A 12,827-nucleotide genomic window follows, 5' to 3' on the forward strand; every position below is an offset into this window, starting at 1 on the left:
TCCGGCCTATCGCTTTCTTTCCGGTGGCTTTATCCCTTTGCCACGGTCCATTGCTCTGCTAAGGCCCTTTAGGTGCTGAGTGCGGAGCGTTCGTGGCGGATCGCCATTCACCCTTGTCCGGGAGCCTGCCCCTCTCCCGGCACTCTTGCCGGGCGGCCGGCGCGCGTGATTGCGTGGCGGAACGCGCATGAGGATTCGCTCGCGCATCGCGGTCGTTGGGGGCGTGCCGGTCTTGGTCGCGGCGGTCATCGCGGTGGCCGGCGGGCTGCTTCTGGCCCGCAGCGAGCGGGTTTACGAATTGGCGGTGCTCGCGGGTTCGGTCTATCGCGACGTGCTGGCGGCGACCGCAGCCCGCATCGACTATCTTCAGGTGGCTCCCACCGACCGTGCCAGCCGCGCTGACCGTTTCGAAAGCATGTCGGACTCGGCGGCGGCCGAGTTGCGCCAGTTGGACAAGGCCGGATCCGCCAACACCCATCGGGCGGAGGTGGAGCGCGCGACCGCCGTGCTGGCGCGCTATGTCGACCAGATGCGCAGCTTCATCCAGGTGACCGCCGCGAACGACTCCGCCGTGGCCGACATGGGGCTTCACGCCTCCACCCTGATGGCGCTGACCGACCGTGCCCGCGAACGCCAGCATGCCGCCAACGTCGATTCCCTCGGGTCCCTGACGGAGGCCGACCAGCGCCTGCGGGACAGCCGCGACGTGGTCGACAGCGCCCATGAGCTGCGCGAGGCGATGCTGGATTTGCAGCGGGCGGAGGCCCAGCATGTCGCCGCCCTCGGGTTCGGAGTCGGGTTGTTCGGCAGCGGCCGCCCCCTGACCCCGGCCGATTTCCACATCGCAATCGACAGGCTGACTGGAACCGCCGACCGGTTGCAGTCGGCCTTGGATCGGACCGACCCGCTGGTCGATCGCTATCCGGCGAGGCAATCGGCCGCCCGCTATGCCGCCACGGTGGACGGGTTGCAGGCGGCCGTCACCGAACTGCGTGCGGCCCAGGCCGAACGTGACGCGGCATTGAGCCGCTTCGAGGCGGCTGTGCAGGCGGCAGCGGGCCTGGGGGGAGACGATGCCGAACGGCCGGCCATCAGCAGCCCCTTGGGCGAGCGGATGCTGGCCGAGCAGATCATCCGCACGCTGCCGGTGGTGCGGGCGCTGGTGCTGACCGGAACGCTGAACCGCCAGCCCGACGTAACCTTCCTGTCCTCCATGTTGCCGTCCTTGCGTGTGCCGCTGGACGGGCTTTACCGGGTCCAGGCCCGTGCCGCTGCGGCCCAGCAGGCGCTCGAAGCCGCCCAGCGCGCCGGGGCGGACGCGGCATCCACCATCGAGGGGCTGACCGCCCGCATCCTGATGGTCAAGGCCACCGGTTACACCGCGATCCAGGACGAGGTGGTGCAACTGATAGCCTACGCGATCCAGGCCAACGACACCGAGCAGGAGACGCAGAACGTCGCCGTCGTCGCCCTGCGTCTCGGCCGTCGGGCCGCCGACGCGGTGGCGGTGCGCGACGCCGAGGAGGCCGACCGCATCGTCGCCGATGCCGGCGCCCTTCTGGAAACGGTGCGCGGCCTTCCCATGTCGCCGCTGTTGCAGGACGAGGTGCTGTCGGCCATCCGCAACTGGCGGGACAGTCTGCGCCGCACCGCCGAGGGGCTGCGCCGCCTCAATCAGCTGCTGATCACCATGGACCGCGATGCCGGCGCGCTCGTGGAAACCGCAAGGCAGCTGGACGAGACCTTCCGGGACGAAGCCGCGCGCATCGGCGAGCTGCTGACCCGTATCCTGGTCATCGGGGCGACCATCGGCCTGCTGCTGGGCGGCGGCGCCGCGGCGGTGGTGGCCCGGTCGATCAGCCGGCCGGTGCTGCGCCTGCAAAAGCAGATGACCCGGCTGGCCGAGGACCCGCTGGCCGGCCCGATCGACGGCACGCGCCGCCAGGACGAATTCGGTGCGATGGCGCGTGCTGCCGCCTTCTTCATCCGCGAGATCGGCCTGCGCGAACAGGCGGCCCGGCAGGCGAAGGACCGCGCCGACCGCGCCCTGGAAGACCTGCGACGCACCCAGGCCGACCTGATCCAGGCTGAAAAGATGGCTTCGCTGGGTGGCTTGGTTGCCGGCGTGGCGCACGAGATCAACACGCCGCTGGGCAATGCCCTGATGGGAGCCACCCATCTGGAGGATCGGCTGGCGATCCTGGCGCGGCAGGCGAGCGGGAGCAATCTGCGCCGCAGCGACTTCGCCGAGTTCCAGGAGACGGCGGACGAGATCGCCCGGCTGCTGGTGCTGAACCTCCAGCAGGCCTGCGAGCTGGTGCAGAGCTTCAAGCAGGTCGCCGCCGACCAGACCAGCGGCGAGGAGCGGCTTTTTCTGCTCAAGCCTTATCTGGAGGATTTGGCGACCAGCCTCAGCCCGTCCTGGCGCCGGGCGGGCCATAGCCTGCGGGTGGACTGTCCCGAAGCCATCGAGATCGACGGCTTTCCCGGCGTTCTGGCACAGATCCTGACCAATCTCGTGATGAATTCGATCACCCACGCCTATCGCGAAGGACAGAGAGGCCAGCTGCTGATTGCCGCCTCCGCGCAGGGCGCCGACATGGTGACGCTGGTCTACTCCGACGACGGCCGCGGGATTGCCCCCGCCGATCTGGGCCGGGTGTTCGATCCCTTCTTCACCACCCGACGCGGTGCGGGCAGCACCGGTCTCGGCCTGCACATTGTCTATAATCTCGTGGTCAATCGGCTCGGTGGAAAGATCGCGGTGGATAGTCTTCCCGATAGAGGCGTGCGGTTCACCATTCGCTTTCCACGACGATTTGCCACTGATAACATGACGTTGGTCGCCGCAGTGCAATCCCCGCAGGAGCAGTGAATGCCTTTGCCGCCGCAGACGTTGACGGGGACTCTTGCCATGGGGGCGGCTGTTCTTTTCGGGCTTGCGACCATGCCCGGCGCGGCGCTGGCGGAAAAGTCTCTCGTCTACTGCACCGAAGGAAATCCGCAGAGCTTCAATGCGCAGTTCTCGACCTCCGGCACCACTGTGAATGCGGTGACGCCGCTGTTCAACAATCTGGTTGAAATGGGGGCGGATGGGCAAATAACGGACAGCGGACTGGCCGAATCCTACACGATCTCGGCCGACGGTCTGATCTATGAATTCCATCTTCGCCGGAATGTAAGCTTCCATTCCAACGAACTGTTCACCCCGAGCAGGCCGCTGAATGCCGACGACGTTCTATTTACCTTCGAGCGGCAGTGGCATGCCGACCATCCCTATCACAATGTCGGTCCGGCAACCTATGATTACTTCAAGGATATGGGGCTGCCGACCCTGTTGAAATCGGTGGTGAAGTTGGACGACCACACCATCCGCATCACTCTGGACCATTCGGAAGCGCCCTTCCTCGCCGATCTGGCGATGCCGTTCCTATCGGTCCAATCCGCTGAATATGCGGATTTCCTGCTGAAATCCGGCCGCCAGACATCATTCGACGAGATGCCCATCGGAACGGGACCGTTCCGGCTGGTGTCCTACCAGAAGGACGTGGCGATCCGGTACAAGGCCTTCGACGGCTATTGGCGCGGGCGCCAGCCGCTGGACAATCTGATCTACTCGATCACGCCGAACATCGCGGTTCGCCTGAACAAGCTGCGGTCGGGTGAATGCCATGTGATGATTTTTCCCAATCCGGCCGAGTTGGGGAACATCGAGAAGGATCCGAATCTGGTGCTGGAACGGCAGGATGGGCGGAACGTCGCCTATATGGCGCTCAACACCCAAAAGCCGCCACTCGACGATGTACGGGTGAGGCGGGCGATCACGCTGGCGATCGACAAGCGCACCCTGGTCGATGCGGTCTATCAGAATGGCGGGATGCCGGCCAAGAACCCGATTCCGCCCGGCATGTGGTCCTACAATGACAGCATCGAGGATCACCCGTTCGATCCGGTCGAGGCGCGCCGCCTGCTGGTCGAGGCGGGCTATCCCGAAGGCTTCACCCTGGACCTGTGGTACCCGCCGGTGACGCGCCCCTACCTGCCCAACGGGAAGCGTGCCGCCGAAATGATCCGGGAGAATCTCGAACGCGTTGGGATCAAGCTGACCCTGAAGACCGAAAGCTGGGGCAATTATCGCAGGCAGGTGACCCAGGGCGAGCAGGACATGGTGCTCTATGGCTGGACCGGCGACAATGGCGATCCGGACAACTTCCTCTATTTTCTGCTGAACTGCGGTGCTGTGCGTCCCGGCGGCGCCAACATCGCGAGATGGTGCAATTCCGATTTCGAAGAGCAGATCACCAAGGCCAAGGTGACCAGCGATGTCCCCCGCAGGACTGCCCATTACCGCAAGGCCCAGCAGATCTTCCATCAGGAAGTCCCGTGGTTCCCCATCGCGAACTCGATCATCGTCGTTGCCCACCGCAAGGAGGTGAAAAACTACACGAACAACATTTTCAATCAGGATTTTTCTGGTGTCGACATCGAGGCCCGGTGAGTACAGGTTTATGCAACCCTCAACTGGGCAATTCCCGGCAGGTGACATGTCGCCCGATGATCTGATGTTCGAGGATGACGAAGCCGACACGGTGTCGGCGCGGCTGACGACGACGGCCGTGCCTTGGCCGGTGCTGGTGGTCGATGACGACGAGCAGGTGCATGCGATGACGCGCGTGCTGCTGAACGATTTCGAGTTCCAGGGCCGCCGCTTCGCCATCGTCAGCGCTTTTTCCGCAGCGGAGGCGCGGACGATCCTGGCCGAACGGCCGGACCTGCCCGTGGTCCTTCTCGACGTTGTGATGGAAACGCAGGATGCGGGCTTGCGCCTGGTCCATCACATCCGGCGCGACCTGGGCAACCGCCACATCCGCATCATCCTGCGCACCGGCCAGCCCGGACAGGCGCCGGAACGCGATGCCATCGTCGCCTATGACATCAACGATTACAAAAGCAAGGCGGAGCTGACCGCCCAGAAGCTGTTCACCAGCCTGGTCAGCGCCGTGCGCGGCTGGTGTGATCTGGTCACCATCGAGACGCTGAACCAATCGCTGGAGCATCGCGTCGCCGAGCGCACGGCGGAGCTGGAACGGCAGACCGCTCTGGCCGACGAGCAGCGCCGCTTCATCGAGAATCTGGTGGAGCTGATGCCGAGCCCGGTCTGGTACAAGGACTCGGCCGGCCGCTATGCCCTGTGCAACCGTGCCTTCCGCGAGCTGTTTCCGAACGCCGCCGACGGCACCGAATGGTCATCCGAGGATCAGGAGCTTCCTGGCCAAGTTCTCCCGGAACAGGCTTCGTTCGGCACAGGCGCCTTTTCCTTCGAAACCAGCGTTGCCGGGCCGGGTGGCGATGTGCGTGAGTTGCTGGTGGTGAAGCGTCCGCTGACCTCGCCGGACGGTGCCGCGACGGGCGTGATCGCCATCGCCACCGACATCACGGAGCGGCGGCGGATGGAGCGCGAACTCCAGCGCCTCGCCACCACCGACCCGCTGAGCGGCGCCCACAACCGCCGGCATATTCTGGAGCTTCTGGAGCGTCTGCTGACCGGGCGGGATGTTGTCATGGAAGGGCGTCAGGCCGCCGGCATGGCTTGCCTGATCATGCTCGACATCGACCATTTCAAGCGCATCAATGACGAGATGGGCCATGGCGCCGGCGACATCGCGATTCGCCGGGTGGTCGAGGTGATCCGCGGCCAGATGCGCGCGACCGACCAGATCGGCCGCATCGGTGGAGAGGAATTCGCCATCCTGCTGCCGGACAGTTCGCAAGCCGACGGTGTGGCCATCGCGGAGCGGCTGCGCAGCGGCCTCGCCGCGCTGGCAATCGAGCTGCCGGATGGCCGGAACTTCCAGCTGACCGGAAGCTTCGGTCTGACCGAGGTGCGGACGCTGGGAGATACAGTGGAAAGCGTGCTTGGGCGGGCCGATCAGGCGCTCTATCGCGCCAAGGCGCTCGGGCGGAACCGGGTCGAGGTGATGTGAAGCAGGGTATCGACCTGCGACAATTTGAACGATGACGGCTTGACCGCCGCTGCAACAACGGGTATCCAGATCCCATGAACACCACCGACACCATGCGAATGCGAATTACCGGCCCGGCGCTCTGAAGCGTCGGAGAGTTGCCGTCTTCGTGTTTAATGGTCGTGTGGAGTGTGTGGCGTGTCGCTGCACCATGTGGTTCCCGGAACCCTCAATCCGGTTCATGACAGGTCCAAGGCTTTGACCGCTGCTGCGGTGCCGTCTTTTGGCGTCCGTTTCGGCGAGCGAATGTGTGGCTCGGCGCGAATTATTCTCCCGGTCCGCTGAGGCGGTCCGGGGCACGCCCGACTTACCCAAAAATTCGTTCGCCAAGGATCTTCGCGATGTTCACCGCGCAAGCCGATGCCGCGCGCACCCTTTCCGTCTGCGCTCCCCTCCACCGATCCCTTGAAGACCGCCTGCCGGCATGGCTGCCGTTTTCGGCGGTGACGGATGCCGCCAAGCGGCTGTCCGGCCAGATCGTCCGCACGCCGCTGCTGCATGCGCCGACGCTGGGCCGGGATCTGTGGCTGAAGGCGGAGGTGTTCCAGGCCACCGGCGCCTTCAAGGAGCGCGGCGCGCTGAACCGCCTGCTGCGGCTGACGGCACCGGAACGGGCCGGCGGCGTGGTGGCGATGTCGGCCGGCAACCATGCCCAGGGGGTGGCGCTGCATGCCGCCCGGCTGGGGGTGCGGGCCACCATCGTGATGCCCGAGACGGCCCCGCGCTGCAAGGTGGAGCGCACCGCGGAACTGGGCGCCGAGGTGGTGCTGCACGGCGCCACGGTCGGCGAGGCGAAGGGCAGGGCGCTGGAACTTGCCGCTGAACGCCGGCTGACCTTCCTTCACCCTTATGACGATCCCGACGTGATCGCCGGGCAGGGAACCGTCGGACTGGAGATCCTGGCCGACCGGCCGGATGTCGACACGGTGGTGGTTCCGGTCGGCGGCGGCGGCCTGCTGGCCGGGGTGGCCGCCGCGGTGAAGGCGCAGAACCCGTGGGTGCGGGTGATCGGCGTGCGCCTGGCCCGGCGGGGCGGTCCGACGCTGGCCGACGGCATCAACGTCCATGCGCTCGGCAAGCTGCCCCAGGCAATCGTGAACACCCTGGTCGACCGGGTGGTCGAGGTCGAGGAGGCGGAGATCGCCGCGGCAATGAGGGCTCTGCACCGTTCTTTCGGCGTGGTTGCCGAGGGAGCCGGGGCTGCGGGGATCGCCGCGGTGCTCGGCGGCCGGCTGGGACGGACCGGACGGACGGTGGCGGTTCTGTCCGGCCGCAACGTCGATGGCGACACGCTGGCAAAGACGCTGGCGGCGTGAATTTCGGTCACTCATCAATCGGCTCGGCCACCTGTCCTCTTTCCCCATCCAACGCCGTCCTGGCAAAAGGTTGGGAGGAGGACGGGCTGGCACCAAAGGACCATCGCATCAGCCATCCCCCCGCAAATCGCATACCTCGTCTCTTCACCGAAGCGAAGTATGGATAGGTCAGCAGAAATGACCTATATTGGTCGTCGCCTGTAAACACACAGGCGACACCGAGGGGTAGCTGGCATGACGAACAATTCCGCCTCGACCATTTCGTCATCCCCTGCATCTGTCACTTACGAACGCCCGAAGGCGGCACACAGTGTCTTTGATAATTTGCAAGGACAACTGTTCGGCATTGTCATGACATCCTTCGGGATTGCCATTCTTCATGCCGCCGGCCTGGTCACCGGACAGGCGGCCGGGCTCGCCTTTGTGATTTCTTATGCAACCGGCATCGATTTCGGAACTCTGTTCTTTCTGGTCAATCTTCCCTTCTATTTTCTTGCGCTGGCACGCATCGGCATCGGCTTTACGGTCAAGTCGCTGATCGCGGTGACCGGCATCGCCCTGCTGTCCGGCCTGCTGCCGACGATGATGAGCTTCAGCGCCATCAACCCCTATGTCGCGGCGGTGCTGGCGGGCTTCTGCGTCGGGATCGGCGTCATCGCCCTGTTCCGCCATGGGGCCAGCGGTGGCGGGGTCGGCATCCTTGCCTTCTACCTGCAGGAGAAGACCGGCTTCCGCGCCGGTTGGCTGCAGTCGCTGTTCGATCTGGCGGTGTTCTCGGCCGCGGCCTTCGTGCTCGATTGGCCGGCGCTGCTGGTGTCCATCCTGGGGGCTGCGGTGCTGAACGCCTTCGTCGCCTTCAACCACCGCGCCGACTGGTACGTCGCCCGCTGAACGGATTTGGTACGCCTGGGGGACGGGCCGCTCTATTCGCGGCCCAGCACCCGGTCGACCACCGCGTCGGCCCATTCGCGCGACCGGAAGCTCGCCTTGGCTTCCACCGGATCATAGACGCGCTCGACCCAATCCCAGAAAGCGATGGGGCGCTTCTGGTTGTAGGCGGCGTACAGCTCGAAGAAGTAGTCGAGGATGCCGGTCTTCGCCTGCTTGAAGTGGCCGTATTTCCAGGACAGCTGCTTCATCGCCTGTTCGAGCGGCTGGCCTTCATGGGCGAACAGATACAGCGTCGACATGAAGCCGGCGCGGTCGGCGCCCGACTTGCAGTGCATCAGCGCCGGATAGGTCATCGTCTTGAACAGTTCGCGCGCCTTCAGAAGGGTTTCCTTCTTCGGCATGTCACGCGAGTTCACCGGGAAATCGACCAGTTCCAGCCCATGGGCGCGGCAGGCCTCCGCCTCCAGGATGTAGGAGGCACAATCGCGCGAGCCGCGCAGGTTCAGGATCGACTTGACCCCGTTGCGCGCCGCCGCCGCGATGTGCGAGGGCGAGGGCTGGCTCGCCCGGTACATGTTGGGCGAGATGCGGTAGGTGTTGGAATAGATCAGCCGGAAACAGGCATGGTCGATGAATACGGCTTCCAGATGGCCGAGCGCACGCTGCCATGGCGTCGCCATGCGGCTTCGGCTGCGCTTGATCGCATCGGCAAGCGCGGTGGTGGTGACCGCCCGCAGGGTGCTTTTCTTCGCCAACTCAAACCTTCCGACTCTGACGGAACGCCAACATAGGCATGGTCGCCGTTCCGTCAAGAACCACCATCGCGTAAAAGGGTCAGGCCACCCTGTCCTGCATCCGCACATACATGCCGTATTGGGCGGCCAGCGTCAGCACGATTTCCATGTACAGGTTGATCAGGCCGTTGGCGTAGAAAGCCGGGCAACCGGTGTAATGGCGTTCCCCCGCCATCGCGGTCGGCTCGATCAGGTCGGTGTTGAGCACGATCAGGTCCTTGTCCGGATCGTAGAGGAAAGCCGACTGGTCGGTGCGCAGCGGATGGATGGCCTGATGGTCGTCGGCCTCGATCTTTCCCGCCGCCATGAATTGGCACAGCATGCCCAGGCTGCCCATGGCGAGCGGCAGCACCTGCTTCAGGCTGCGGCGGGCGAGGTCGTCATAAGCCGCGGCCTCCAGCCCCGGCCGCAGCAGCGGCGCCGCTTCCACCAGATTCCAGCAGACATGCAGTGCGGTGTGGCTGCCGGTCTTGGTGATCGACAGCATGTCGTAGCCGGACGGGCCGTGCAGCACCGACTTCTGCAACTCGCGCCCCAGCACATAGCCGGCGGCGGCCATGTCGGTGATGGTCCCCTCCGTCCGGCAGCGGTCCTCCTCCACCATCACCTTGATCGCCCAATCCTTGATGATGGCGTCGAGCAGATGGCAGACGGAATCGCGAAGGAAGCCGACCATGCGGTCGGGATCGGCGGCGGACAGCCCGTCCGGATCGGCGAAATCCAGCCCATGCGGCGACTCCGGCGGGGTTGCCAGCAGCAGATGCCCGTTATCGTCCAGCGGCATGCGGGCGATGATGTGCTCCCGCAGGTCGGAATAGAGGAATCCCAGCAGCGTGTTGATCGCGACCTTCTCGAAATCCTCCTTGCGGGTGTCGGCATGGGCCGGGCAGTGGCCGGCCAGCGTCAGCAATTCCTCGCTGAGCAGATAGTTCGGGTCTTCGGCGATGCGGTGCAGGATCGGCGCGAGGTTGATCCGGGTCATCCCGGCATCCTCATGCGCGCCGGCATAAGTCAGGGCAAAGTCATTGGTGCGGGCCATCGGGCTCAGCCCTCCTGCAGGCGGTCGTAGACGGAGTAGTCGAGCGCCAGCCCGGCGACGATGTCGAGATACAGCTTGATCAGGTTGGTGGTGTAGAAGGCTGGGCAGCCGGTGTAATAGCGCTCGCCCGGCTTGGCGAAGGTGACGATGGGATCGGCATTCAGCCGGATCAGCCCGTTGGCGTCCAGGATGAAGGCCTTCTGGTCCTTGGGCAGCCGGTGCACCGCAAGGCCGTCGGGCGGTTCGATCCCGCTTTCCTCCATGTAATGGACCAGCATGCCCAGGCTGGACATCGACAGCGGCACGATCTGCTTCAGGCTGCGGTGGACGAGGTCGTCGTAGAAGGCCGCGTCCCGTCCCGGCACCAGCAGCGGTGCGGCTTCCACCATCGCCCAGCAGATGTGGATGGCGGTGTGGCTGCCGGTCTTGGTGATCGACAGCATGTCGTAGCCGGCGCGCTGGTAGAGCGGCGAATGTTCCAGCACCGTGCGCAGGACGAAGGTCGCCGCCGCCTCCAGCGAGATCTCGCCGGAGCCCTGGGAGCGGAAATACTCCTCCTCCCGCACCAGATCGACGGCCCAGCCGGTGATCAGCCCATCCAGCAGATGGCAGGTGGCGTCGCGCAGGACGGAGCAGAACACGTCCGGCGCCGCCGCGGCCATGGCGTCGCGGTCGGCCGGGTCGAGCCCGTGCGGCGAACGCGGCGGGATGGGGAGCATTGGCCGTCCGTCCTCATCGAAAGGCAGCTTGCCTGCGATGTGGTCGCGCAGCCGGTTGAACAATAGGGCCAGCAGGCTGTTGACGGCCACCTTGTCGGCATCGTCCTGCGGGATCGGGGCCGTTCCTTCGGCAGCGCCCTCGGTCTTGCCGGCATGGAACGGGCATTGCCCGGCACCCTGGCGGAACTCCTGGCTGAACAGAAAACTCGGATCGGTCTGGACGCGCTGCAAAATGTGCGCGATCGACACCCGGCCCAGCCCGGCCTCGCCATGGGCGGTGTTGAAGGTCTGGGCGAAGTCGTTGGAACGGGCGGTCAGGGTGTCGGACATGCGGCGGCCTTGGGCGCTGGTCTGAGGGCGGATCCGGGGCGGACGGGCTACCCTAAAGGGAAATGGCCGCCACGCGCAACGGAGTGACGGCCCAGGGCACTATAATGTCCCGGCTGCTGCGTTATTTTGCCACGATCCTGCCATCCACCGCCGGGGCCACCGTTTTCTTGGCCTCGACGTAGTTCATCACGATGGTTGCCAGCAGCACCGCGCCCGACGCATCGACGATGACTTTGGAACGCGGGAAGGCGGCATAGCCGTCGCCGCCCTTCAACATGTAATCGTTGGTGGCGACGCGGTAGGTCGCCTGCGGGTCCACCGGCTTGCCGCCGACCATGATCGACGTCACCCGCCGCCCGGCCGGCGCCTTCGGGTCGTAGGTCATGGTCAGGCCGGAAACCTGCGGGAATCTGCCGGCCTTCTCCTCCACCTTGCTGACGCCGTGTTCGAGGGTGGAGATCAGATCCTGCCCCGACATGTCCACCAGCACGCCGACATTGCCGAAGGGCAATTCGGCGAAGATGTCCTTGCGGGTCAGCTTGGACCCGGCGGGATGCAGCGCGTCGGCGCGGATGCCGCCGCCGTTGGTGATGGCGACGTCGGCCTTCAGCGTGTCGCGCAGGGCGTCGGCGATCAGGTTGCCCATGCTGGCTTCGCGGCTGCGCACCACATCCTTGCGGCTGTCGAGCTCCGTCGTCGTCGTACCGATCACCACCGCCAAGTCGCTGTCCAGGCGCTTGGTATAGCCCTCCACCACTGTCTCGACCTTCGGGTCGGGAGCGACGCCGGCGGTGGTGACGAAGCGCCATTCGGTCGGGACGGTGGTGGTCGCCGGACCCTTGCCGGCATCCTTGGTCTCGACGGCCAGCTTCACGACGCCGAGATACTGTGCATCGTGCCCGGCCTTCAGGATCAGGGTGGACCCCTCATAGAAGCTGATCGGGTCATGGTCGTGGCCGCCCAGGATCAGGTCGATGCCCTTGACCTTGGACGCCAGTTCGCGGTCCTCCTCGATGGTCAGGTGGGTCAGCGCCACCACGACCGAGGCTCCCTTGGCCCGCAACTCCTTCACCGCCGCCGCCGCCGTCTCCAGCACCGGCGGGAAGTCGAGGCTCGGACCGGCGCTCGACAGGCGGGCGGTGTCGGGGGTGATCAGGCCGAGGAAGCCGACGGTGATGCCGTCTATGGTCCGGGTCCAGCTCGGCACCGTGCTGGCGAAGGCGGAGCCGTCGGCCGACCGCACATTGGTGCCGATCCAGGGAAACTTCGATTCTGCCATGCGCTGCTTCAGCAGGTCGGGACCGAAGTCGAATTCATGGTTGCCGAAGGTCACTGCATCGACGCCGATGGCATTGAACAGCGTGATCATCTGCTCACCGCGTGTCGTGCCGGACAGCAGCGAGGGCGACAGGAAATCGCCGCCGACCGTGGTGATCGCATCGGGGGCGGCGGCGCGTTCGCGCTTCAGCAGCGTCATAAGCGGCCCGAACCCGCCCTGTCCCTTCACCGGCGCGATTTCATACACGTCGTTGACGTGCAGGAAGGTCAGCGTGCCGCTTTGCGACCAGGCGGGCAGTGCGGTGCCGAGCATGATGGCGAACAGCGGTGCTGCGACGAGACGGGTGCGGGACAGCATCTGAACGAACCTCCGGCGGAAAGAGGGTGCCTGACGCACTCTAGATCAGCTTTTTATCGTGGCGCATAGCGGCTTTGCA

General features: G+C 65.4%; 9 protein-coding genes. 5 read left to right on the forward strand and 4 right to left on the reverse strand.

All coding sequences use genetic code 11. The annotated features are described in order from the left end of the window. Positions 1-187 precede the first annotated feature (187 nt). The 5 genes from ACWPN8_RS25455 (at position 188) to ACWPN8_RS25475 (ending at position 8,230) form a co-directional block, all read left to right on the forward strand. Positions 188-2,875 carry a sensor histidine kinase gene (locus ACWPN8_RS25455; RefSeq protein ID WP_492242750.1) on the forward strand — a complete coding sequence of 896 codons (2,688 nt, stop codon included), beginning with the start codon at positions 188-190 and terminating at the stop codon, positions 2,873-2,875. After that, positions 2,876-4,498, forward strand: coding sequence for an ABC transporter substrate-binding protein (locus ACWPN8_RS25460; RefSeq protein WP_492242751.1), 1,623 nt, complete (start codon positions 2,876-2,878; stop codon positions 4,496-4,498). Between the two features lie 46 nt (positions 4,499-4,544). Continuing rightward, positions 4,545-5,984: a sensor domain-containing diguanylate cyclase gene (locus tag ACWPN8_RS25465; protein WP_492242752.1), complete on the forward strand. Its 1,440-nt coding sequence runs from the start codon at positions 4,545-4,547 to the stop codon at positions 5,982-5,984. Between the two features lie 380 nt (positions 5,985-6,364). Further along, entirely contained in the window at positions 6,365-7,339 is a 975-nt protein-coding gene (locus ACWPN8_RS25470) for a pyridoxal-phosphate dependent enzyme (RefSeq protein WP_492242753.1), read from the forward strand. Positions 7,340-7,573: 234 nt separating this feature from the next. Beyond that, positions 7,574-8,230 carry a YitT family protein gene (locus ACWPN8_RS25475; RefSeq protein ID WP_492242754.1) on the forward strand — a complete coding sequence of 219 codons (657 nt, stop codon included), beginning with the start codon at positions 7,574-7,576 and terminating at the stop codon, positions 8,228-8,230. A 32-nt stretch (positions 8,231-8,262) separates the two neighbouring features. On the opposite strand, the gene ACWPN8_RS25480 is transcribed toward ACWPN8_RS25475, so the two are convergent. From ACWPN8_RS25480 to ACWPN8_RS25495, 4 genes are all read right to left on the reverse strand, one after another. Then, positions 8,263-8,985, reverse strand: a complete 723-nt coding sequence (locus ACWPN8_RS25480) for a protein tyrosine phosphatase family protein (RefSeq protein ID WP_109447108.1) — start codon at positions 8,983-8,985, stop codon at positions 8,263-8,265. Positions 8,986-9,064: 79 nt separating this feature from the next. After that, positions 9,065-10,063, reverse strand: coding sequence for a hypothetical protein (locus ACWPN8_RS25485; RefSeq protein WP_492242755.1), 999 nt, complete (start codon positions 10,061-10,063; stop codon positions 9,065-9,067). Between the two features lie 5 nt (positions 10,064-10,068). Then, complete coding sequence (locus ACWPN8_RS25490; protein ID WP_492242756.1) at positions 10,069-11,112, reverse strand: hypothetical protein; 1,044 nt, start codon at positions 11,110-11,112, stop codon at positions 10,069-10,071. Between the two features lie 121 nt (positions 11,113-11,233). Further along, entirely contained in the window at positions 11,234-12,748 is a 1,515-nt protein-coding gene (locus ACWPN8_RS25495; RefSeq protein ID WP_492242757.1) for a bifunctional metallophosphatase/5'-nucleotidase, read from the reverse strand. Positions 12,749-12,827 lie beyond the last annotated feature (79 nt).

The sequence above is a fragment of the Azospirillum sp. UENF 112521 genome (assembly GCF_058780665.1).